This window comes from Collinsella aerofaciens, from assembly GCF_039758965.1.
Lineage (GTDB): Bacteria > Actinomycetota > Coriobacteriia > Coriobacteriales > Coriobacteriaceae > Collinsella > Collinsella aerofaciens_BR.
Map to the genome: position 1 here is coordinate 25,008 of NZ_JBDMSL010000018.1, position 21,489 is coordinate 46,496.

21 protein-coding genes and 5 tRNA genes are annotated in these 21,489 nt (G+C 58.9%); 9 read left to right on the forward strand and 17 right to left on the reverse strand.

Annotated elements, in window-relative coordinates; translation table 11 throughout:
• The first annotated feature begins 163 nt into the window (after positions 1-163).
• The 6 genes from ABHU32_RS07000 (at position 164) to ABHU32_RS07025 (ending at position 7,670) form a co-directional block, all read left to right on the forward strand.
• Complete coding sequence (locus ABHU32_RS07000; RefSeq protein ID WP_006234992.1) at positions 164-1,087, forward strand: ABC transporter permease; 924 nt, start codon at positions 164-166, stop codon at positions 1,085-1,087.
• On the forward strand, positions 1,080-1,874 hold the full coding sequence (locus ABHU32_RS07005; protein WP_346979507.1) for an ABC transporter ATP-binding protein: 795 nt from the start codon (positions 1,080-1,082) through the stop codon (positions 1,872-1,874). Before ABHU32_RS07000 ends, ABHU32_RS07005 begins: the two co-directional genes overlap by 8 nt.
• Positions 1,875-2,032: 158 nt before the next feature.
• A complete protein-coding gene (locus tag ABHU32_RS07010) occupies positions 2,033-4,057 on the forward strand; it encodes a bifunctional metallophosphatase/5'-nucleotidase (protein ID WP_346979494.1) in 2,025 nt (674 codons plus the stop codon).
• Between the two features lie 129 nt (positions 4,058-4,186).
• Positions 4,187-4,954, forward strand: coding sequence for a mechanosensitive ion channel family protein (locus tag ABHU32_RS07015; protein ID WP_195239368.1), 768 nt, complete (start codon positions 4,187-4,189; stop codon positions 4,952-4,954).
• Between the two features lie 92 nt (positions 4,955-5,046).
• The gene (locus ABHU32_RS07020; protein WP_346979495.1) at positions 5,047-6,963 is read left to right on the forward strand and encodes a BMP family ABC transporter substrate-binding protein; all 1,917 of its coding nucleotides are present in this window, start codon (positions 5,047-5,049) and stop codon (positions 6,961-6,963) included.
• Entirely contained in the window at positions 6,960-7,670 is a 711-nt protein-coding gene (locus ABHU32_RS07025; RefSeq protein WP_346979496.1) for a metallophosphoesterase family protein, read from the forward strand. The genes ABHU32_RS07020 and ABHU32_RS07025 overlap by 4 nt, the downstream gene beginning before the upstream one ends.
• Positions 7,671-7,797: 127 nt before the next feature.
• On the opposite strand, the gene rplA is transcribed toward ABHU32_RS07025, so the two are convergent.
• The 11 genes from rplA to ABHU32_RS07080 all read right to left on the reverse strand — a co-directional run bounded on the left by rplA (position 7,798) and on the right by ABHU32_RS07080 (position 13,067).
• Complete coding sequence (gene rplA, locus ABHU32_RS07030; RefSeq protein WP_022093892.1) at positions 7,798-8,505, reverse strand: 50S ribosomal protein L1; 708 nt, start codon at positions 8,503-8,505, stop codon at positions 7,798-7,800.
• Positions 8,506-8,622: 117 nt separating this feature from the next.
• Positions 8,623-9,051, reverse strand: coding sequence for a 50S ribosomal protein L11 (rplK, locus tag ABHU32_RS07035; RefSeq protein WP_152067404.1), 429 nt, complete (start codon positions 9,049-9,051; stop codon positions 8,623-8,625).
• A gap of 120 nt (positions 9,052-9,171) precedes the next feature.
• Positions 9,172-9,708, reverse strand: a complete 537-nt coding sequence (nusG, locus tag ABHU32_RS07040; RefSeq protein WP_099432095.1) for a transcription termination/antitermination protein NusG — start codon at positions 9,706-9,708, stop codon at positions 9,172-9,174.
• A gap of 3 nt (positions 9,709-9,711) precedes the next feature.
• Positions 9,712-10,050, reverse strand: a complete 339-nt coding sequence (gene secE / locus ABHU32_RS07045; RefSeq protein ID WP_152067403.1) for a preprotein translocase subunit SecE — start codon at positions 10,048-10,050, stop codon at positions 9,712-9,714.
• A gap of 76 nt (positions 10,051-10,126) precedes the next feature.
• Positions 10,127-10,202: transfer RNA gene (locus ABHU32_RS07050), tRNA-Trp, on the reverse strand.
• 13 nt (positions 10,203-10,215) lie between these two features.
• A complete protein-coding gene (gene rpmG, locus ABHU32_RS07055; protein WP_022093895.1) occupies positions 10,216-10,365 on the reverse strand; it encodes a 50S ribosomal protein L33 in 150 nt (49 codons plus the stop codon).
• A 279-nt stretch (positions 10,366-10,644) separates the two neighbouring features.
• On the reverse strand, positions 10,645-11,835 hold the full coding sequence (tuf, locus tag ABHU32_RS07060) for an elongation factor Tu (protein ID WP_035137538.1): 1,191 nt from the start codon (positions 11,833-11,835) through the stop codon (positions 10,645-10,647).
• A gap of 96 nt (positions 11,836-11,931) precedes the next feature.
• Positions 11,932-12,008: transfer RNA gene (locus ABHU32_RS07065), tRNA-Met, on the reverse strand.
• 3 nt (positions 12,009-12,011) lie between these two features.
• Positions 12,012-12,087: transfer RNA gene (locus ABHU32_RS07070), tRNA-Thr, on the reverse strand.
• A 10-nt stretch (positions 12,088-12,097) separates the two neighbouring features.
• Positions 12,098-12,179: transfer RNA gene (locus tag ABHU32_RS07075), tRNA-Tyr, on the reverse strand.
• A gap of 813 nt (positions 12,180-12,992) precedes the next feature.
• Positions 12,993-13,067: transfer RNA gene (locus ABHU32_RS07080), tRNA-Thr, on the reverse strand.
• A gap of 119 nt (positions 13,068-13,186) precedes the next feature.
• On the opposite strand from ABHU32_RS07080, the gene ABHU32_RS07085 reads away from it, so the two are divergent.
• On the forward strand, positions 13,187-14,569 hold the full coding sequence (locus ABHU32_RS07085) for a DNA-binding protein (RefSeq protein ID WP_346979497.1): 1,383 nt from the start codon (positions 13,187-13,189) through the stop codon (positions 14,567-14,569).
• 27 nt (positions 14,570-14,596) lie between these two features.
• Here ABHU32_RS07085 and ABHU32_RS07090 read toward each other — a convergent pair whose 3' ends face one another.
• From ABHU32_RS07090 to disA, 6 genes are all read right to left on the reverse strand, one after another.
• Positions 14,597-15,274: an NYN domain-containing protein gene (locus ABHU32_RS07090; RefSeq protein WP_006234978.1), complete on the reverse strand. Its 678-nt coding sequence runs from the start codon at positions 15,272-15,274 to the stop codon at positions 14,597-14,599.
• Positions 15,275-15,277: 3 nt separating this feature from the next.
• A complete protein-coding gene (gene rlmB, locus ABHU32_RS07095; RefSeq protein ID WP_346979498.1) occupies positions 15,278-16,192 on the reverse strand; it encodes a 23S rRNA (guanosine(2251)-2'-O)-methyltransferase RlmB in 915 nt (304 codons plus the stop codon).
• A gap of 143 nt (positions 16,193-16,335) precedes the next feature.
• Entirely contained in the window at positions 16,336-17,802 is a 1,467-nt protein-coding gene (cysS, locus tag ABHU32_RS07100; protein ID WP_346979499.1) for a cysteine--tRNA ligase, read from the reverse strand.
• Between the two features lie 3 nt (positions 17,803-17,805).
• Complete coding sequence (gene ispF, locus ABHU32_RS07105) at positions 17,806-18,300, reverse strand: 2-C-methyl-D-erythritol 2,4-cyclodiphosphate synthase (protein ID WP_006234975.1); 495 nt, start codon at positions 18,298-18,300, stop codon at positions 17,806-17,808.
• Positions 18,290-19,018 carry a 2-C-methyl-D-erythritol 4-phosphate cytidylyltransferase gene (gene ispD, locus ABHU32_RS07110; RefSeq protein WP_346979500.1) on the reverse strand — a complete coding sequence of 243 codons (729 nt, stop codon included), beginning with the start codon at positions 19,016-19,018 and terminating at the stop codon, positions 18,290-18,292. Before ispD ends, ispF begins: the two co-directional genes overlap by 11 nt.
• Positions 19,018-20,058, reverse strand: a complete 1,041-nt coding sequence (disA, locus tag ABHU32_RS07115; protein WP_369796797.1) for a DNA integrity scanning diadenylate cyclase DisA — start codon at positions 20,056-20,058, stop codon at positions 19,018-19,020. Before disA ends, ispD begins: the two co-directional genes overlap by 1 nt.
• 248 nt (positions 20,059-20,306) lie before the next feature.
• Here disA and ABHU32_RS07120 point away from each other — a divergent pair, with 248 nt between their 5' ends.
• Positions 20,307-20,891 (forward strand): manganese efflux pump MntP, encoded by a 585-nt coding sequence (locus ABHU32_RS07120; protein WP_346979501.1) that lies wholly within the window; start codon positions 20,307-20,309, stop codon positions 20,889-20,891.
• A gap of 124 nt (positions 20,892-21,015) precedes the next feature.
• The gene (locus ABHU32_RS07125; RefSeq protein WP_346964768.1) at positions 21,016-21,486 is read left to right on the forward strand and encodes a helix-turn-helix domain-containing protein; all 471 of its coding nucleotides are present in this window, start codon (positions 21,016-21,018) and stop codon (positions 21,484-21,486) included.
• The last annotated feature ends 3 nt before the right edge of the window (positions 21,487-21,489 follow it).

A 21,489-nucleotide genomic window follows, 5' to 3' on the forward strand; every position in this document is an offset into this window, starting at 1 on the left:
TAGCCGCGTTATTCAATATCTGAGCCACAGGGGCGGGCGCTGTAGACCGGCGTCCGCCCTGCTTGTTTCAGGTAAAACAAAACGTCTGTCCGTAACTCTTCTATGCATTGTTACCGCTATTATGGTGAATCACGTGTCCACCCTATCCTAGGAGGTATGAAGCATGCTCATTGCATTGCAGGGCGCCGTTTCGCAGGGCGTCCTCTGGGGCATTATGGTGCTTGGCGTGTTTATCACGTTCCGCCTGCTCGACATTCCCGATATGACCTGCGACGGCAGCTTTGCCCTCGGCGGCTGCGTCTGCGCTGTGCTCATCGTCAATAACAACGTCGACCCGCTGCTCGCCGTGCTGGCCGGCATGTGCGCCGGCGCCATCGCGGGCGCCGTCACGGGCATTTTGACCACCGTCTTCGAGATTCCCGCGATCCTCGCCGGAATCCTCACCCAGATCAGCCTGTGGTCCATCAACCTGCGCATCATGGGCAAGTCCAATACGCCCATTCTTGCCAAGGGCACCGTGTTCTCGGCCGTCAGCAATATGACCGGTCTGCCGCAGTCCACCGTTGCCATCATCTTGGGCATCCTGCTCGCCGTGGCTATCGTTGCCATCCTGTATTGGTTCTTTGGCACCGAAATCGGCTCGGCGCTGCGCGCCACCGGCAACAACGAGTACATGATCCGCGCTCTGGGCGTCAACACCAACTCCACCAAGATGATCGCTCTCGTGCTCTCCAACGCCCTCATCGGCCTTTCGGGCGCGCTCATCTGCCAGAGCCAAAAGTATGCCGACATTGGTATGGGCACCGGCGCCATCGTTATCGGTCTTGCCGCCATTGTTATCGGTGAGGTGCTCGGCCGTCTGCTGCCCGGCGGCCTCACGCAGTTTAGCGTCCGTCTTGCCTCCGCCGTCTTTGGCTCCGTGGTGTACTTCCTTATCCGCGCCATCGTGCTGCAGTTGGGCATGGACGCCAACGACATGAAGTTGCTCTCCGCCGTGATTGTCGCCGTGGCCCTGTGCGTGCCCGTGGTTTGGGAGCGCTATAAGCTCCGCAGCTCCTACACGAAGGGGGATGAGGCAGATGCTTAAGCTCTCGCACGTCAAAAAGACCTTTAACAAGGGCACTGTCACCGAGAAGCGCGCGCTCACCGGCGTCGACCTCACCCTTAACGACGGCGACTTTGTAACCGTGATTGGCGGCAACGGCGCCGGCAAGTCCACGCTGCTCAACATGATCGCCGGCGTGTATCCGCTCGATTCGGGTATTATCGAGCTCGACGGCACCGACATCTCGCGTCTGAGCGAGTCGCAGCGCGCCAAGTACCTGGGCCGTGTGTTCCAGGACCCCATGCGCGGCACCGCAGCCGACATGCAGATCGCCGAGAACCTGGCCCTCGCCAAGCGCCGTGGCCAGCATCGCGGCCTTTCATGGGGTGTCACCAAGGCCGAGAAGGATGAGTACGTTGAGCTGCTCAAGCGCCTGGACCTTGGCCTGGATACACGTCTCAACGCTAAGGTCGGCCTGCTCTCGGGCGGCCAGCGCCAGGCACTCACCCTGCTGATGGCCACGCTCACCAAGCCGCGCCTGCTGCTGCTCGACGAGCACACGGCGGCCCTCGACCCCAAGACGGCATCGAAGGTGCTCAACCTGACCGAGGAGATCGTCGACGAGAACCACCTGACCACGCTCATGGTCACGCACAACATGAACGACGCCATACGTCTGGGCAATCGCCTGATCATGATGCACGAGGGCCACGTGATCTACGACGTGGCGGGCGATGAGAAGAAGTTGCTCACCGTCGCCGACCTACTGCAGAAGTTTGAAGAGGTCTCGGGCGGCGAGCTCGCCAACGACCGCATGCTGCTAAGCTAAAACCTGCCAAAAAGGGACAGGTTTATTTTGGCAGGTTTTATCTGCGCAAACGTCAAAACCGCCGCAAAGGGACAGACGCCCTTGCGGCGGTTTTCGCATATTATGTCGATAATCCGATATTCAACCAGACATTCTGGCTAAGGACTAAGGAAACTGCCATGAAAAGACTCCCCCGCCTTGCGTTAGCCGCCGCGTTGTTTGCCGGCGCGCTCGCAGGCATCCCAAGCCTCGCTTTCGCGGGGAACCTGCCCGCCGCTATTGACGGCTCCGTGGCCGTCATGCACACCAACGACATCCACGGCAGCTACAAGTACAGCTACAACGAAAGCAAGGGCACTGGCACTGTGGGCTTTGACGGACTGGCGGTTCTCTATAGCGCCCAGGGCAACGCCCCCGATCTTTTGCTCGATGCGGGCGACACCTTCCACGGACAGTCCTTCGCCACCATGAGTGAGGGCAAGAGCATCGCCGAGCTCATGGACACCTTCTATGCCGACGGCTACGACGCGACCACGCCAGGTAACCACGACTGGAGCTACGGCGCGGACAAACTCCGCACCATGACCAGCTACAGCACCACTGGCACGCCCTTCGCCATGCTCTGCGCGAACGCAAAGTCTACGAGCGGCGTATGGAGCTCGAGCATCACGAAGACGCTCGATCGCACCTGGGAGGATAGCGAAGATCACTCCACATTCGACTACAAAATCAAGGTCGGCGTCGTGGGCGCCATGGATGAGTCGCTGGAATCCTCGCTGCGCGCGGACCTGGTCGCGGGTACGTCGTTCTCGAGTGCCGCGAACGCCATCAATACCGAGGCAGAGCAGCTGCGCAGGGAGGGCTGCGATGTTGTTGTGTGTATCGCGCATACACTCAACGCCAAGACCTTTGCCACGCGGCTCCGTGGCGTCGATGCCCTTATCGCAGGCCACGAGCACATCAACCTTAACGAGAAGGTGACGGGAGCCGACGGCAAGACGATCCACGTTGTTGAGGCAGGCAGCGCCTTTGCCGAGGTGGGGCTGCTTTCCATTCCGTACAAGTACGACACGAATGGCACCGAGACGACCGACGATGACACGGTCACGGTCCCTGCAGACGGCAGCGACGAGAAGCTCTACACCGCCAAGAACGTCAACGACCTTTTGGCAGACCCCGACAAGGGCTCCGACTACCAAAGCCGCCTTGAAGACGTCCGCAACAAGATCAAGCCGCTCGACGAGGCCTTTGAAAACGAATCGAACAAGGTGCTCGGCACATCCACCACCAACTATTTCTACGGCGAGGACGCCGCAGGCACGCATGGTTGGGAAATGGTGCGCACCACCGATTTCCGCCCCAGCAAGGAGGACGACACCACCAAAGCCCAGACCATCGGCCACGTGATTTGCGGCTCCTATCTTGCCTTGACGGGCGCAGACCTCGCTATCGAAAACGCTGGCGGCATCCGCGGCGGCATCGCGGCGGGCAACGTGACCGCCGGCAACGTGACCGCCATCTCGCCCTACGGCAACACCGTGGAGACCTGGACCATGACCGGTGCGGACTTCCTCGCAGCGCTCGAGCACTCGCTGCAGATCAGCGACGAGTGCAATCACAGTTATGAGCTTCAGCAAGCCTACGTGGCAGCCGGTCATACCGAGCAGGAGGCGCAAGACAAGTACAAGTGGCGCGATGACTCTGGCAGCGTTCTCTCCTTTGGCGGCATCAACGTGACGATTGATTGGACGCAGCCCGAAGGCAAGCGCATTGTGAGTGCCACACTCACCAAGGACGGCAGCACGCTCGATCCCACCAAGACCTATACCGTCGCCACCAACAACTACATCATTACCAACACGACCGACTTCCCCACCTTCGCACACGCCACCAAGCGCACCGAGTGGGGCACGTGTGAGGCGGCGCTGAGGGCGCTGATTGGGCAGAGCAGCTGGGAGAGCAAGATGGCCTCGCTCGCGGGCACCATCAGCTTTGGCTCCGCTGCCGTGGACCCCACGCCCACACCGGCCCCGACGCCTAAGCCCTCACCTAAGACGGACACGACGACCACGAAGGTCATCACCAAGAAGACGACCGGTAAGCTCGCTGCAACGGGAGACCGCACGCTGGCAGTAGTTGGCGCGTGCCTTATCGGCGGCATCATCGTCATCATCCTCGGCATTATCTGGAAGCGTCGACGCTAAGCTACACCGCCGGGCCTTGCAGCCCCGCCGCGTAAACCTTATATCGAGCACAGAAGCCCGTCCGAATTTGATCGGACGGGCTTCTTGGTGGGTATCATGGTTGAACGATCATTAGGAGGTTTTCCCTACATGGAATTGTTTGAGCCGATTCTTCATTTCTTTGAGCAACGGTGGGTCCACAACATCATCTGGGCCGTCATCTTGGCGATAGGCACCGCCGTCGCCGCCAAGGTCGTATCCAAGACCCTGAACCATCTGCTTAACCGAGACGATAACCCGCTTCCGGCATCGAGTATCTTCATCAACATCGCGCGCGCCGTCATCTGGATGATTGGCGGCAGCTTTATCCTCGACAACTGCTTTGGCATTAACGCAAACGCGCTCGTCGCTGCTCTTGGCGTCGGCGGCATCGCCATCTCGCTCGGCTTTCAGGACACGCTGTCAAACCTTATCGGCGGCATGCAAGTGACCTTTATGGGCATCATCAAACCCGGCGACAATATCGAGGTCGGCGGCGTATCCGGCGTGGTCCAAGACATCACTTGGCGCCATACAACGATTGAGGATGCCTGTGGACAGACCATCATTGTGCCCAACTCCAACATCTCCAAGAACACGCTCGTGCATTTGATGCCCTTTGGGCGCGTGGCCGTGCCCGTTGCCGTAAAGGACACGTCTAAGTGGGCTTCCCTTGACGTGCTGGCAGACGAGCTCACGAGCGCAACCAAAACGGCCGTCTCGCCCATCTCGGGCTTTGACAAGGAGCCCTACGTACTCTTTAGCGAAATCGGCGACTTTGGCATCAAAGGAAAGATCATCTTTATCGTCAGCGACGACAGCACTACTTTCACGGCAGCCGACGCCTGCATCCGCGCCATCGCCCCCATCATCGCCTAAACCACCGTAAAGGGGTCAGGCATCTTTGTAGCGGTTTTCATTCGTGGTACCATGGTTTATATAGTTGTTTAAACGACTAAGGGAGCAACATCATGGAAGAGGCCTATCGTCAAGCACGCAAGCGCGGCGAGCAGGGACGCCGTCGCGCCATCAGCCAAAGCGAGCATCCATACCTTACGGACCTCGATAGCCTGGTTGCCCAGCTCCCCTTAGGTCAGCGAGAGAATGTCGGCCTAAGGGATATTCCGCTCGAAATGGTCGTCGGCACGATCACCAAGGGCCGTCAGTCCGCCTTTTCGTGTAACTTTATGCCCCTGCTTCCGTTTAGCACCGAGTTCGCCCGCAAGTGGTCCAACCTCTACGATATCCAGGTAACCGAGGGCTATCGCGACCCCATCATCGTCACCGAGTTCATGCATCGGTTCTATGTCCAGGAAGGCAACAAACGCGTCAGTGTCCTCAAATTCCTAGACGCCCCGACGGTTTCGGCCAAGGTCACCCGTCTCTACCCCGGCACATGGGATTCCGTCGAAAGCCGCCTGTACGGCGAGTTCTGCGCGTTTTGGCGCGTCTGCCCCCTATACGAGATCGAGTTCTCGCGTGAGGGAAGCTACGAAACGCTCGCGAAGATGCTCGGTCAGAACCTTATCGAAAAATGGCCGCAGAAAAAGGTCGACTACCTGCGCCACACCTTCCTGCTCTTTAAGCGCGCCTACCTTCGCGCAGGCGGCGACCACCTGGACATTACGCCTGCCGACGCCATGCTCGTGTACCTCAATGTGTACAACCAGGACCGCCTGCTGGATACGCCGACGGATATCGTCGTAAACCGCCTGTGCAAGATTTGGCGCGAGCTGGTCATTGCCGGCAAAAATGACGAGGACAAGGTCGATCTTGTCGAAGCACCGAGCGTCGACGAGGAAGAAACGCCCGCCAAGTCCACCGCTGGCGTGCTCAACTTCTTTATGGGCAAGACCGTCTACTCGACGGCCAACCCCCTGCGCATCGCCTTTATCCATGAGTTCCCCTGTGCGACGTCGAGCTGGGACAGCCTGCACGACCAAGGGCGTCAGTATCTCGATGAGCACTTTGGCGGTATCGTGCGCACCGAGGCGTTCGAGGACTGTCACGATCCGGATGTGTTCTACGCCGCCGTGGAAACGGCTGTCAAACATGGAGCAAACGTCATCTTCTCGACCTCGCACCGCCTGATGGAATACACGCTCAGGGCTGCCGTTGAGTATCCCCGGGTTCGGTTCCTCAACTGCTCTATCGGCCTTCCCCATCAAAGCGTCCGTTCGTACTTTGGCAAGATGTACGAGGCCAAGTTTCTGCTGGGCGCCCTTGCGGCCAGCATGGCGGACAACCACCGCATCGGTTACCACGCGTCGGTCTTCGCCTCGGGCGCACTCAGCGAGATCAACGCCTTTGCGATTGGCGCCTCGCTGCTCGACCCGCGCGCGCAGGTCATCCTCACCTGGGGCGATGTGCCCGCCGGTGGTCTTGCCGAAGCCATGTGCCGCGAAGGCGTGAGCGTCATGACCGGCGCTGACATGTCAAAGTCGCTCGAAGACCCAACGGCCTACGGGCTTCACCGCTTGGTCGACGGCAAAGTCACCGGCATCGCCATGCCCGTATGGAACTGGGGCCGTTACTACGAGCTCATCGTTCGCAGCCTTCTGCACGGCACGTGGGACGAGACCAGCGACGACAACCAAGTGCGCGCCGTCAACTACTGGTACGGCATGAGCTCCGGCGTTATCGACATCCGTTACGCTCCGGGCCTACCCTACCAGACACGCAAACTCGTGCAGTTGCTCCGCAACGGCATTGTTGAGGGCTCCATCAACCCCTTTGGCGGCGAGCTCCACAGCCAGAACGGCGTGGTACAGATCGAAGGCTTCCCTCCGCTGCCGAGCACGCAGATTGTCGAGATGAATTGGCTGGCGGACAACGTGGTAGGCACCATTCCGCAGCTCGACGATGAGCCGAAAGTCCCTGCCCTATGAAAATCCTTGCCATAGCCGATACCGAAGAACGATGCCTTTGGGAGTGCTTTCGCAAGGAACGCTTTGAGGGAGTCGACCTGATTTTGTCCGCCGGCGATCTGGACCCGGACTATCTTGAGTTTTTGGTTACGGTCATCAACAAACCGCTCATCTACGTGCGCGGCAATCACGATGACCGCTACGCACGTCATGCACCGGGCGGATGTATCTGCGTGGAAGACAGCGTGTACACGTACCGAGGGATTCGCATTGCGGGCCTTGGCGGGTCCATGCGTTATCGCGACGGCGCCAACATGTACACCGAACGCGAGATGTCCAAGCGCATGCGTAAGCTGTCGCGTAAGGTTAGGATGGTCGGCGGGTGCGACATTCTGCTTACCCATGCACCCGCCGCCGGTATGGGTGATCTGGACGATCTGCCGCATCGAGGGTTTAAGTGCTTTAACACGGCACTTGAGTCCTGGGGGGTCGACTACATGGTGCATGGGCATGTACACCAAAGCTACGGTTACGATTTTCAGCGCGAGCGGCAGCATGTGTGTGGAACGACGATCATCAACGCCTGCGGCTATACGCAGTTTGAGCTCGACCAGACGCGCTACCCCATCCGTGGCTGGCAGGCAGCCTGGCTCAATTCGCAAACCATGCGCCGCGAACTCAAACGCCACGATGCCATAGAGTCCTCAACCGCCAGAACACCCTGGTAACCACCTCAAAGGGGACGCTGACCCCTTTGAGGTGGTTTTGGCACGCGATAGCAAGAAACCCGGTCCCACACGAGGCGGAACCGGGTTTCTTTAGCAATGCTTGCTTTGCTCAGGCAGTAACTAGCAGTTACTCAGCCAGGAAGTCACGCTGGACAGCGGGATCGACCTTGACGCCAGGGCCCATGGTGGAAGACACGGAGATGGACTTGACGTACTTGCCCTTAGCAGAAGAGGGCTTGACGCGCAGGATCTCGGTGTACAGGGCAGCGTAGTTCTCGACGAGCTGCTGCTCAGAGAAGGACTTCTTGCCCAGGGGCACGTGGCAGATGCCGTAGCGGTCGGCGCGGTACTCAACGCGGCCAGCCTTGAGCTCGGAGACCATCTTGGCGACGTCCATGGTCACGGTGCCGAGCTTGGGGTTCGGCATGAGACCACGGGGACCAAGGATCTTACCGATGCGGCCAACCTTGGCCATCATGTTCGGCGTAGCGATAGCGGCGTCGAAGTTAATCTCGCCCTTCTGGATCTGGGCGACGAGCTCGTCGGAACCGATGATGTCGGCGCCGGCAGCCTCAGCCTCGCGGGCCTTCTCGCCCTCGGCGAAGACGGCAACACGAACGGTCTTGCCGGTGCCGTGGGGCAGGGAGATGGAACCACGGATGTTCTGGTCAGCCTTACGAGTATCGATGCCCAGACGGAAGTGGGCCTCGACGGTCTCGTCGAACTTGGCGGTGTCGAGCTCCTTGATGAGCTTGGCAGCCTGAAGGGGGGTGTAGAGCGTGGCGCGGTCGATCTTCTCGGCAGCGGCGTTATAGCTCTTACCATGCTTAGCCATGTGCATTACCTCCTGTGGTTAAACGGGCGTGAGCCCTCCCACATCGTATCGTGTGCCCTATTGCACACATTTAACGGGCGCCCCGGTCGGAGCACCCGTCGTTACCATAAGAAATCGCTACTCAGCGATGGTGACGCCCATGGAACGGGCGGTACCGGCGATGATCTTCTTGGCGGCGTCAATGTCGTTGGCATTGAGGTCCGGCATCTTGATCTCGGCGATCTTGGTTAGCTGCTCCTGGGAGAGCTGACCAACCTTGTCGGCCTGGGGCTTAGCGGAACCAGACTTAAGGTTCAGCTCCTTCTTGATGAGGTGAGCCGCCGGCGGGGTCTTGGTGATGAAGGAGAAGGACTTATCCTCGAAGACAGTGATCTCAACGGGGATGATGTCGCCCTTCTTGTCCTGCGTCTCGGCGTTAAAGGCCTGGCAGAACTGCATGATGTTCACGCCAGCTGCGCCCAGGGCGGGGCCGACGGGAGGAGCGGGGTTAGCTGCACCAGCAGGAATCTGGAGCTTAATGACGTTGGCAACCTTCTTCTCAGCCATGGTCATTCCTTTCGAATCACGAGTGTGAAGTACTTGCTATATCGTAAGCACGCACGTGTTAGAAGCACTCCTGAGATGAGCAGTCACAGAAGAAGCACGCTCGCGCGAACGGACGAAAACTTAAGCGATGACAGCGACCTGGTTAAAGTCGAGCTCGACCGGCGTCTCGCGTCCAAAGATCATCAGCGTGACCTTGAGCTTGCCAGCCTCGGTGTTAACCTCGGAGACCTTGCCATCAAAGTCGGTAAGCGGGCCATCGGTGACGCGGACGGACGTACCGACCTCAATATCAACCGACGTACGCTTGGGCGAATCGCCCTTACCGGGACGACGAGTCATCTTATTGTACTCGTCGCGGGAAAGCGGAGCGGGCTTGCCATTGCCGCCCAGGAAACCGGTGACGCCAGGCGTGTTACGAACACACGTCCAAGCATCGTCATCCATCTCCATGCGGACCAGGACATAACCCGGGAAAATCTTGGAATCCTTGGTCTCACGCTTGCCACCCTCTTTAATCTCGGTGACACGCTCCATAGGAATCTCGATATCAAAGATACGGTCTTGCATGCCCATAGTCTCGATGCGATGCTCGAGATCGGACTTAACGCGGTTCTCGTATCCAGAGTAAGTGTGAACGACGTACCAACGCTTAGACATGGTTTAGCCCCTCAATCCAGAGAACAGAGCAAGAGCCTCGCCAAAGCCAGCATCGAGCAGAGCGATGACGACGCCGACGACGATCAGAGAAGCGCAAACGACGACCGAGTAGTTCACGAGCTCCTTCTTATCGGGCCACGTGACACGCTTCATCTCGGACTTGACCGAAGCGAAATACTTCTTGGTGCGGGCGAAGAAACCAGGCTTCTCGTTCTTCTTGGACTTCGCAGCCTTCTCGTTCTTCTTGGCAACGGCCTTCTTGGCCTCAACCTTGGAGTTGGCGGCAGCGCTGTTGGCAGGTGCCGGCTGCTGAGCCTTCTTCTTGTTCTTCTTGTTGGCCATTTGGGTTACCTCCGCGCAATGCGCTTATACATGAGTAAACCGTAAGCCCCCAATTGGGAGCTTACGGAATAATGACTGGCACGCCAGGAAGGACTCGAACCCTCAACACTCGGTTTTGGAGACCGATGCTCTACCAATTGAACTACTGGCGTATGTGACTAGAGACTAGCGAGTCTCTTTGTGCAGCGTGTGGTGACGGCACCAGGGGCAATACTTCTTGATCTCCATACGATCAGGCATGGTCGACTTGTTCTTGGTGGTCGTATAGTTGCGGCGCTTGCACTCAGTGCACGCAAGAGTAACTAGAGTACGCATGTATCCTGAACCTTTCATTTCCGCCCCGTACGGGCACGAGTTGTTACTTTATCAGCTCCACGTAAGTGCTGTCAATGAAAACCTCGAGTCAATTGGTTCTCGGTGGATCCATTCATATTTGGAACACATCAATGAAGCCATCGAGAGCTAATCGACGGTGCATCCAGGACCATTATCGATCCTCTCGACACCAGCAACGGCTCAATATCCATTGCAGAAAAGAACCCGGCACCCATATAAGTGCCGGGTTCTCTAAGTCAGCTATATCAAAGAGCTAATTTACTCAATGATCGTGGAGACGATGCCCGAACCGACGGTGTGGCCACCCTCGCGGATAGCGAAGCGCAGGCCCTCCTCCATGGCGATCGGGTGGATGAGGTCGCCCTCGATGGTGATGTGGTCACCAGGCATAGCCATCTCGGTGCCCTCGGGGAGCTTGACCGTACCGGTAACGTCGGTGGTACGGAAGTAGAACTGAGGACGATAACCATCGAAGAACGGGGTGTGACGGCCGCCCTCCTCCTTGGTCAGAACGTAGATCTCGCCGGTGAACTTGGTGTGCGGGGTAACCGAACCGGGCTTGCAGAGAACCTGGCCGCGCTCGATGTCCTCGCGCTTGATGCCGCGGAGCAGCAGACCGACGTTGTCGCCAGCCTCGCAGAAGTCCATGGACTTACGGAACATCTCGATACCGGTAACGACGGTGTTCTGGGTATCCTTGATGCCGACGATCTCGACGGGCTCGTTGAGCTTGAGCTCACCGCGCTCGACACGGCCGGTAGCAACGGTACCACGGCCGGAGATGGTCATAACGTCCTCAACGGCCATCAGGAACGGGAGGTCGTTGTTACGAGCAGGCGTCGGGATGTACTCGTCGACGGCCTTCATGAGCTCGCGGATAGCGTCCATCCACTTGGCGTCGCCCTCGAGAGCGCCCAGAGCGGAACCACGGATGACGGGGATGTCGTCGCCGGGGAAATCGTACTCGGAGAGGAGCTCACGGGTCTCCATCTCGACGAGGTCGATGAGCTCGTCATCGTCGACCATGTCGCACTTGTTCAGGAAGACGACGATGTAGGGAACGCCGACCTGACGGGCGAGCAGGATGTGCTCGCGGGTCTGAGCCATGGGGCCGTCGGTAGCGGCGATGACCAGGATAGCGCCGTCCATCTGAGCAGCACCGGAGATCATGTTCTTGACGTAGTCAGCGTGGCCCGGGCAGTCAACGTGAGCGTAGTGACGGGCAGCGGTCTCGTACTCAACGTGGGAAACGGAGATCGTGATGCCGCGCTCGCGCTCCTCGGGAGCCTTGTCGATGTTCTCGAACGCAGTGAAGTCAGCCTTGCAGCCCTCGGTCTCGGAGAGAACCTTGGTGATGGCAGCGGTCAGCGTGGTCTTGCCGTGGTCGACGTGACCAATGGTGCCGATGTTAACATGCGGCTTAGTGCGCTCAAACTTCTCTTTGGCCATAAAGCCCTCCTCTAAACAGGTCGTCCCCGGACGGGACTTTGCCTTTATACCATAGTGGCCTCTCAACATACTATTGAGAAGCCACCGTGTTACCTATGGTAGCGGTGACTGGATTCGAACCAGTGACGCCACGGGTATGAACCGTGTGCTCTAACCAACTGAGCTACACCGCCGGATGGAGCCTGCAACCAGACTTGAACTGGTGACCTCTTCGTTACCAACGAAGTGCTCTACCGACTGAGCTATACAGGCACTTGACGGGTGGGAGCTATAGGATTCGAACCTATGTAGGCAGAGCCAACGGGTTTACAGCCCGTCCCCATTAACCACTCGGGCAAACTCCCAATCGTTCAAGTATCCGCAGGTCCTTTGGTCTTTTGGACCGCCGCCCCCGCGAACGAAAAAGATAATACGATGCAACCTTGGGGGCTGTCAACGAAAACCTATAGATACACGGTGCCGGGCGTATCTATATAGCCGTGACCTGCGGTTTTATTGAGTTTGGATATGAAGGACAGTGGTTTTGGATACTGAGGTGACGTTTCCCAAGGTAACACTTTGCTGTAGTGGAGTACACCTTCAGTATCGAACTTCGATACCAGCTTATTTGCACCTATATATAGGTCGAGATCGGGGCTGCCCAGACAGAAGATTGCTCTTCCCAGGCAAAATCGAGCGTGGATTTTCTTCCGTTTGAAATCGAGCGTGGATAATCTCCCACTTTGCCGTGCCATCGAATCCAAAGTGGCAGATTATCCACGCTCATTCACTAGGCGGAAGATTTTCCACGCTCGTGTGTCCGATAATCCACGCTCGATGACGATGACCAACCTCGCCCCGGCCTATGTCTCGACCTGTAACAGTAAGAGGGTTATTCCTCCCCTATCTGTTACAGATCGAGATGTTTCGCAGAAACCCCCGCTTACGTCTCATTCTGTAACAGTAAGAACGGTTTTCAGCCTCTTCGTGTTACGGATCGAGATGTTATCGGCCTTCCCTTGGCAATGTTTCGATCTGTAACTATAAGGAGGGTCTTCAGCCCACTCGTGTTACGGATCGAGACAAACCTGAAGCTTGGTTGGCGCCAAACACGCTGACTTATCGACATAAATAGAAACGGGCCCTGTCCCACAAGGGAACAGAGCCCGAAACTCTCATGGAGCCAGTGACAGGAATCGAACCTGCAACCCACTGATTACAAATCAGTTGCGCTACCGTTGCGCCACACTGGCACACTTGGCGCTTTCGCGCGAAGCCAGATAAGAATAAAGGAATTGCGGACGAGGCGCAACAGGCCCTTTGACCGACCACATCTCAAAACTATTCGCCAGAACGAATAGTTTTTATTACAATGAAGAAGATAAAACTATTCGTTCTGGCGAAGGGTTTCACGATGTTGACCACGAAGGAAGCTGCAGAGCTACTCGACATCACCCCGCGCAGGGTGCAAGAGCTCATAAAAAACGGAGCGCTTGAGGCACGCAAGGCTTCTGGTGTATGGCTCATCGACAAAGACAGCGTCAACGCACGACTCCGCTCCGTGACCAAAACGGGGGGACGCCCCCGTCGAGGCCATGGAAAAAGCGAGATTACGTTTACCCTCATGAACCGCACGCACGAAGTCGCCCAGCTGGTCTACAGCACATCGCGAAAAGACTTTACCCACATCGGTGCCGACATCGATTACATCCACGCCCCTATTGGAGTACTTGGCCCCAATAGTCCCGTGTCGCTCGACTCTTTCCGCATTTGGTGGCGAGGCCGCGGTATCCCGCTCGCACGCATTGGGCTAGCCTCCCTGCTTGCAGAAGCCGCAGTCGATGTTCCCGATGAACTCGTACAGCGAAATCTTGGCCTCTCCTTATCCGACCAGTATTGGATTAGGCCCCAAGACTCCGGTCTCGCGTGGAAAGATATTAACTTCTTCAATAATGCTTTTGATGACGTCTCGCTAACCATTGCACCCTTCGCCCCAGAGGGCAAGGCAGCTGCCGCAAAGCCCGACAACACCTCGGACGGCAATCTTCAAAAGTACTGGACATGCGAGGATGACCGTCGAATTCTCCACAAAGCAGGTGCGCATCTAAACCAGGAACCTTATAACGAGCTGGTGGCGACTGCACTTCACCGTCGCATCCTAAACGCCTGCGATTATGTGCCTTACTCGCTCGAGGGCACGGGCACTTCCGCCCTGAGCATATGCAATGTCTTCTTAACTGATGAAGAAGAGTATGTCCCTGCGTTCTATGTAAACCAGCATGCAAATGCAAACGAGCGACTAACCGATTACGAACGGTATGTAGCAAACTGCGAGGAGCTTGGAGCGACAGTTATAAAAGACGCCCTTGACCGCATGATCGTATGCGATGACATCATTGCCAACTACGATCGCCATTGGCGCAACTTTGGCCTCGTGCGAAACGTCAACTCACTGGTCTGTAGACCAGCCCCCATCTTCGATTCGGGCTCATCACTCTGGTGCAACATATCACTAGAGGAGCTTAGGGCGGGAGAGCACAGTTTTACCAGCGCACAATTTCATTCAAGCCCCGCCAAACAAATGTTGCTCGTCGAGGACATGGGCTGGTTTGACGGCGACAAACTCGAGGGCTTTGTCGACGAGGCGATCGAGATTCTGTCTAAAAACGACGCGCTCACGGCAAGGCTGCCATATCTAAAAGAGGCGCTTACATGGCGCCTCCGTAGAATGATCGACATCGCTGAATGGAGTTAGCGAGACAGCGTCGCGCCGTCAGCTCCCCTACCTCCCGCGCAGGGCCTTGAGCTTGGCCAGGGCATCGGGGCTCAGGCGACTGCCCAGAGTCATCTTGATCTGCGGGGCTTCCTCGGCCTCGTGAACGTCGTTATCGATCTGTTTGATCTCGTCCACCAGCATACGGCTCGAGATGCGCGTGACGCCCTTGCCCATGACGACGGCCTGGATCGTGCCGTCACTCGACACCACGGAGCACGCGCGGCCTTCCTCGCGTGCCTCGATGCAGAGCTTCTGCACCACGGTATCGGCAGAGACGCCCGTCGGCGAAAACTCGATGCGCACGCCACGGGCCGGCAGGTTGGGGCGCTCGCTGGAGATATTGCCCGCGCCGTCAAACACGATTACGGCCTCGTAGCGGCCTTGGGCAAACGCGGCAACGTCGTTGATGAGGGCGGTGCGCGCCATATCGTGAACGTCGCTGGAATACGGATCGTCGGAATGGTCGTAGACGAGCTTTTCGTAGCGCGGCGTGCAGTGGATCACGTTGTAGCCGTCGACCACCAGCAGCTCGGGCTTATTGGAGTGCACCGTCGAGACTGGATCGGCGATGGCCTGCGCAAACGCATTGCCGCCCACACCATAGGTCGCGGCCGAAACAATCGGCTTGGCCGAGCCCTCGCCAAAGCGCTTGGCCTTGGACTTGGCGCGGTTCTTCTTGGACATGCGCTACTCCTCCCCCATGAGCTCGCCGGCATTGCGGCGCAGCCACTCAAAGCACAGCGCGGTGGTCGCCTGGGCCACGTTGAGACTCTCGGTCATGCCGCGCTGGGGAAGCTTGGTCAAAAAGTCGCATTTCTCGAGCACCAGACGCGAGATGCCGTCGCCCTCGGAGCCCATGACGAGTGCCACGCGACCCTCGAAGGGGGCGTCCCAGCAACTGCCCTCGGCGTGCTCGGAGGCACCGCCCACCCAAAAGCCAGCGGCCTTGAGGTCATCGAGCGCACGGGCGATATTGGGAACCTGCGCGATGGGCAAATGCATGACGGCGCCGGCTGACGTCTTGTAGCTGCCCACGGTTACGCCAGCGGCACGCTTATTGGCGATGATGACACCGGCCGCGCCCACAACCTCGGCGGAGCGCACGATGGCGCCAAAGTTGCCGTCGTCGGTCACGTGGTCGAGCACAACGACGAGTGCCGGACCCTCGCCCGCGCGGTCGAGAATATCGGCAATATCGGCATAGGGGAAGTTGCCAACCTCGAGCGCAATGCCCTGGTGAGCGCCATGGCTCGACAGCGCATCGAGCTGCGCGCGCGGCACATACTTAACGCGGACGCCCGCGGCGTTGAGGTCGTCGACCAGGCGCGACAAGGCGGCATCGCGCTCCCCGCCCTCGGCAATGAGTGCGCACTTGATGGGAAAACCAGTGCGTAGTGCCTCGGCGGCAGCGCGACGACCTTCGATAAACTCGCCCTTGGGAGCCTGGACAGCGTCGCGGTTGCGATCGCGCTGCGGACGCGCAGCTTGGGTGCGATCGCGCTGGCCCTTGGAAGCGGCAGCGCGGTCATTTCGGCGAATCGGACGCGAGCCAGAAGCAGCCTGCTTGCCGCCACGAGGCGCACGCTTGCGATTGTCGGCCATAGGACGGCCTCCTTAAATAGATAACGAACAAGAATCGACCGTCCGAGCCACGGCACTTTGCCTTTCAATCGTCGGACATGACCACCAGGTCTATGCCCTCCTCTTTCAAGGCAATCTGCCGCACCTCGAACGGTCGACAAATACTAGAGAGTCTTAATACGAGTGCCCGCGGCAGTATCCTCGATCGTCAGGCCCAGGTCCTTGAGCTGGTCGCGGATGGCATCGGCCAGATCCCAGTTCTTGGCGGCGCGGGCCTCGGCGCGAGCCTCGAGAATCTTGGCAGCTGCCTCGTCCACATCGTCACCCGTGTAGGCAACCAGACCGGCGGCAACGCCCAGCAGGCCCAGCGGCAGCTCGACCTTGGGCTCGGGAAGCTCAACGCCAAACGTATCGAGCAACTCGGCCAGGGTATCGGCAGCGGCAAGCGCGGCGGCCTTGTCGGCAGCGTCGCCCGCCTGCTCCAGGTACTGGTTGCACTCGGTCACAAAGCCAAAGACGGCACCCATGGCACCGGCGGTGTTAAAGTCGTCGTCCATGCACTCCTTAAAGGCAGTACGAGTCTCGGCGGCCTTGGCGACAAACGCCTCGGCGGCAGCCTCATCGGCGTCGGCCGTCGCGTGGTTCGCAGCCCAACGCAGGTTCTCGACCGTGCCGGCGATACGCGTGAGCGAGTTCTCGGCACCCTCCAGGCGCTCCCAGGAGAAGTCGAGCGGCGAGCGATAGCTCGTCTGCAGCATCAGCAGGCGAAGGGCCGCGGCAGAGTGCTGCTCGAGCACCTCGGCCAGCGTAAAGAAGTTACCGAGCGACTTGGACATCTTCTCACCGTCTACCAGCAGCATGCCCGTGTGCATCCAGGTGTTGGAGAAGCCCTGGTGCCAGGCGCAGGTGGCCTGGGCGCACTCGTTCTCGTGATGCGGGAAGGCAAGGTCGGAGCCGCCGCCGTGGATGTCAATCGGGGTGCCCAGGTAGCGATGCACCATGGCGGCGCACTCGGTGTGCCAACCGGGACGGCCCTCGCCCCAGGGGCTCGGCCAGCTGGGCTCGCCGGGCTTGGCGGCCTTCCACAGGGCAAAGTCGAGCGGGTCGTTCTTGTCCTCGTTCTCCTCGATGCGCGCACCAACCATAAGGTCGTCGATGTTGCGGCCCGAGACCTGACCATAGTTGGGATCGCTGCGCACGGCAAAGTACACATCGCCGTTATCGGCTGCGTAAGCGTGGCCCTGCTCGATAAGCGTCTTGATCATGGCGATCATGGGGCCGATCTCCTTGGTGGCGCGGGGGCGCACATCGGGATCGAGCACGTTGGCGGCGCGCATGACGCCGATGAACTTGTCGGAGAACTCCGTCGCGACCTCGGCAGCCGTACGGCCCTGCTCGTTGGCGCGCTTGATGATCTTGTCATCGACATCGGTGAGGTTCTGGGCGAACGTGACCTCGTAGCCGCTCGCGATGAGCCAGCGACGAATCACGTCAAAGCTGATGAACGTGCGGGCATTGCCGATGTGGATGTTGTCGTAGACCGTGGGGCCGCACACATACATGCGGACCTTACCGGGCTCGATGGGCTGGAACTCTTCCTTTTTATGGGTAGCGCTGTTGTAGATACGCATTCATTACTCCTTAACGGTTTTCTGTAGCAGGCAGACGGCCCAGGCGCCAATTCCCTCGCCTTGGCCTTCCCAGCCGAGTTTTTCGGTCGTAGTGGCAGCGACGCCCACGTTTTCGACGTCAACGCCCAGGGCATGGGCCAGGTTGGCGCGCATGGCATCGCGGTGCGGGGTGATCTTGGGCTGCTGGCAGGCAATGGTGCAATCGGCATCGACAAACTCAAAGCCCAACTCGCGCGCATAGTCCATCACACGGGCGAGCAGCACCATCGAGTCGGCGCCCTCATAGGCAGGATCGGTGTCGGGGAACAGCTTGCCGATGTCTCCCCCGCGGCAGGCGCCCAGAATGGCGTCGGCCAGCGCGTGCGCGAGCACATCGGCATCCGAGTGGCCCAGCAGACCGCGCTCGTAGGGAATGTCGACACCGCCGATAATACATCGACGCCCCTCCACCAGACGGTGAACGTCGTAGCCGTGTCCAATGCGCAGGTTACTGAACATGGGGAAGGTCCTCTCCCTCGGCCATGCGGCCGAGCAGAATCGCGGTTACGGGACGCAGGTCCTCGGGCACCGTCACCTTAAGGTTATCGCGCGGGCTCTGGACGCAGCGGACACGCCCACCCATGCGCTCGACCAGCGAAGAATCATCGGTCCCGATAAAACCCTCGGCGATAGCTGCGGTGTGGGCGCGCTTCATGGCGTCGACGCTAAAGATTTGCGGCGTCTGCGCGGTCCAATAGAGCTCGCGCGGCGGCGTCTCAACGATGTTGTCGCCGTCGACGATCTTGAGCGTGTCGATCGCGGGCTGGCCGCACACGACACCGTCGAGCGAGCGGTCGCCCACAAGCACGTCGATCGCATGATCGATGGCCTCGGTCGTGATGAGCGGACGAGCGCCGTCGTGAATGGCGACGTATTCAAAGCCTGCCGGAACCGCGTGCACGCCGGCTCGGGTGGAATCCTGACGGGTATCGCCGGCATCGGCAAAGCTGATGGGCGTGTCATAGTCAAACGGGTCGATAGCCAGGCGGCGCATCTCGGCACGACGCTCGGCAGGACAAACCACCACGATGTGGCCGACCTTTTCGCTACGGTCAAATGCGCGGATGGACCAGCTCATAAGCGGACGACCCGCTACATTGACGAGCTGCTTGCCACCGGGGTTACCAAAGCGCTGGCCGCTGCCACCGGCAACGACCACGGCGCATACGGGCGCCATTATGCGTTCCCCTGTTTGGTGCCCTTCATGCGGTACAGGGAGTCCGCAAGAATGGCAGGGTTGTTAACGCCAAAGTCGCCCAGGCGCTCCGGATCCTCGCTGATGTCGTCCATGAGTTCCTGCAGCGAGCCGTACTCGTCGACAATCTTCTCGGCCACGCCGTCGCGCACGACGGACACGCGCGAAAGCGTGCGCAGGCCCAGCGGCGTCATGACGGAGTCCTCATCCAGGTCGTCATAACCCAGAACCGCCGCCACATGCTGTGGGTCGGACAGGTCCTTAGGCGTCATGCGGCTAAGCTCGGCGCGAATCTTCTCGGCATTTGCCTCGGAGGAGTCGCTCGCGTAGTCGCGGATCATCAGGTCATACTCGGTATCCATACTGGAGCCGGCGAGCTGCTCGAGCTGCATCTGCACGAGCTTGCCCTGGTTGCCCAGCTTGACGATGCAATCCTTAAGCTCAGTCTTTGCCTGCTGCATGATCTCGAAGCTCGAGAAAATACCGGTAATGTCGGCGAGCGTAACGTAGTCGTCGAGCTCAAGGGCCGTCAGGCGCAGCAGGGAGCGATCAAGCGACTGACGGGTGGTCTGAAGCGTAGCGACGAGCTGGTTGACCGAGCTCATGATGGTGGTGACAGGCTGGATCTCGTAGCTCTTGCCGTGAACGTACACGTTGACGACGGCACGACGGGCCGAGACCGAGATCACGATGGCATCGGTGAGCACCGACATGCGAGCGGCGGTGCGGTGACGCATGCCCGTCTCGCTCGTGGCAAGCGAGGGATCGGGATTGAGGTGGAAGTTGGCGCGCAGGATCTGGGTGAGGTCGCCGTCGATAACGATAGCGCCGTCCATCTTGGAGAGCTCGAACAGACGGTTCGAGGTGAACGAAATGTTGAGCGGGAAGCCGTCGTTACCGGCAGCGAGCACGTTTTCGGTGTCGCCGACGCAGATAAGGGCGCCCAGGTGACCGGCGATGATCATGTCGAGGGCGGTGCGGATCGGCTGACCAGGTGCCGTCAGGCGGATGGCCTGTTCCATACGCTTTTGCAGCTCGTTCTTATCCAAGGCATCGCTCCCATCGTATACGCTCCATAAACGCTAAATAGTTTCTCACGGTTTGTCCCCGCAGCAGCCACGAAATCCGATGCTTACAGAATGAGCGAACACCGCTTAGGTAGCTCATTTGGGACGGGGCTCCTTTGACTGCTCATGTGGTAGCATCGGGTCTCATATAAATGAGGGAGTAGTCGCGTAATCGGGCTCGCCCGCAGAGAGGGAGCCAGACTATGGGACTCGCAGAGCTCGTGTTGCTCGCCGTTGGCCTTTCGATGGACGCCTTTGCCGTTTCCATCTGCAAGGGTCTCGGCATGAAAAAGATCAACCTTAAAGTCGCCGTGGTGCTCGGCCTGTTCTTTGGCGGCTTCCAGGCCGGCATGCCCGTGATCGGATGGGCGCTTGGCAGCCAATTCATGGGCATCATCGGCCCTATCGACCACTGGATCGCCTTTATCCTTTTGGCCTTTATCGGCGGCAAAATGCTGTGGGAAGCCTTTACCGAGGACGAGGATGAGGACGAAGGCGACGGCAAGGATGCCGAAAAGATTGACCTGGGTGAGTATCTAATCCTCGCCATTGCCACCTCGATTGACGCCCTGGCCGTAGGCATCTCGTTTGCGGCGCTCTCGGTCGATATCGTTCCCGCCGTATCGCTTATCGGCGTCACAACGTTTATCTTCTCCGTCGCCGGCGTAGCGATCGGCCACGCCTTTGGCGCACGCTACGAAAAACCCGCCACCATCGTGGGCGGCGTTGTACTCATCCTCATCGGGCTTAAGATCTTGCTTGAGCATCTGGGGATTCTCGCGATATAAAAAGCGCCTCTCATAAGCTCAACGTCAATGTAGAAGTCTCATGCAGAGTTTTGCATAATGCCTATTCGTGCAGACTTTTGCATGTCATACTGATATGCAAAAGTCTGCACGTTAGGAGATTGCCGTGGATACCCTTCCCATCACCACGCCGCGCCAAGCTGGCATCTACGTGCGCCAGGCACGCGACTCACAGGGAATCACCCGTGCGGCCCTCGCTAAAAAAGCCGGTGTTTCGGAGCGCCTGCTCGCATCGCTCGAGCTGGGAGATGCCACCGGCATTCGACTCGACAAGCTATTGGTGATCTTTAATGCTCTCGGACTGGCGCTCGCCGCTCAAGGGGATATCGTCAAAACGAATAACGAGCAATCAGCCAACGTTCCGCATGCCGATCTGCAAACTCGCAGCACCCCCAGACGCCATCGCGCTCAACGTCCCTCTCATAGCTACCGTTGCTGTGCCGCCATTCCGGTTCTTGCAGACGCCCCCTTTACGTCTGAACTCTACGACAAAGCCTTCGCCGATTTCGCCATGTCCAATCTCGGAGTCTCGATTGCCGCAAACGCATCTAACCAAACCAAGCCCGAAGGGAAATAGCCA

What these genes read in the sequence shown, in the direction of transcription:
- ABHU32_RS07000 (WP_006234992.1), top strand. Translation starts at nt 164, where the DNA reads ATGCTCATTGCATTGCAGGGCGCCGTTTCGCAGGGCGTCCTCTGGGGC.
- ABHU32_RS07005 (WP_346979507.1), top strand. Translation starts at nt 1,080, where the DNA reads ATGCTTAAGCTCTCGCACGTCAAAAAGACCTTTAACAAGGGCACTGTC.
- ABHU32_RS07010 (WP_346979494.1), top strand. Translation starts at nt 2,033, where the DNA reads ATGAAAAGACTCCCCCGCCTTGCGTTAGCCGCCGCGTTGTTTGCCGGC.
- ABHU32_RS07015 (WP_195239368.1), top strand. Translation starts at nt 4,187, where the DNA reads ATGGAATTGTTTGAGCCGATTCTTCATTTCTTTGAGCAACGGTGGGTC.
- ABHU32_RS07020 (WP_346979495.1), top strand. Translation starts at nt 5,047, where the DNA reads ATGGAAGAGGCCTATCGTCAAGCACGCAAGCGCGGCGAGCAGGGACGC.
- ABHU32_RS07025 (WP_346979496.1), top strand. Translation starts at nt 6,960, where the DNA reads ATGAAAATCCTTGCCATAGCCGATACCGAAGAACGATGCCTTTGGGAG.
- rplA (WP_022093892.1), bottom strand. Translation starts at nt 8,505, where the DNA reads ATGGCTAAGCATGGTAAGAGCTATAACGCCGCTGCCGAGAAGATCGAC.
- rplK (WP_152067404.1), bottom strand. Translation starts at nt 9,051, where the DNA reads ATGGCTGAGAAGAAGGTTGCCAACGTCATTAAGCTCCAGATTCCTGCT.
- nusG (WP_099432095.1), bottom strand. Translation starts at nt 9,708, where the DNA reads ATGTCTAAGCGTTGGTACGTCGTTCACACTTACTCTGGATACGAGAAC.
- secE (WP_152067403.1), bottom strand. Translation starts at nt 10,050, where the DNA reads ATGGCCAACAAGAAGAACAAGAAGAAGGCTCAGCAGCCGGCACCTGCC.
- rpmG (WP_022093895.1), bottom strand. Translation starts at nt 10,365, where the DNA reads ATGCGTACTCTAGTTACTCTTGCGTGCACTGAGTGCAAGCGCCGCAAC.
- tuf (WP_035137538.1), bottom strand. Translation starts at nt 11,835, where the DNA reads ATGGCCAAAGAGAAGTTTGAGCGCACTAAGCCGCATGTTAACATCGGC.
- ABHU32_RS07085 (WP_346979497.1), top strand. Translation starts at nt 13,187, where the DNA reads ATGAAGAAGATAAAACTATTCGTTCTGGCGAAGGGTTTCACGATGTTG.
- ABHU32_RS07090 (WP_006234978.1), bottom strand. Translation starts at nt 15,274, where the DNA reads ATGTCCAAGAAGAACCGCGCCAAGTCCAAGGCCAAGCGCTTTGGCGAG.
- rlmB (WP_346979498.1), bottom strand. Translation starts at nt 16,192, where the DNA reads ATGGCCGACAATCGCAAGCGTGCGCCTCGTGGCGGCAAGCAGGCTGCT.
- cysS (WP_346979499.1), bottom strand. Translation starts at nt 17,802, where the DNA reads ATGCGTATCTACAACAGCGCTACCCATAAAAAGGAAGAGTTCCAGCCC.
- ispF (WP_006234975.1), bottom strand. Translation starts at nt 18,300, where the DNA reads ATGTTCAGTAACCTGCGCATTGGACACGGCTACGACGTTCACCGTCTG.
- ispD (WP_346979500.1), bottom strand. Translation starts at nt 19,018, where the DNA reads ATGGCGCCCGTATGCGCCGTGGTCGTTGCCGGTGGCAGCGGCCAGCGC.
- disA (WP_369796797.1), bottom strand. Translation starts at nt 20,058, where the DNA reads ATGGAACAGGCCATCCGCCTGACGGCACCTGGTCAGCCGATCCGCACC.
- ABHU32_RS07120 (WP_346979501.1), top strand. Translation starts at nt 20,307, where the DNA reads ATGGGACTCGCAGAGCTCGTGTTGCTCGCCGTTGGCCTTTCGATGGAC.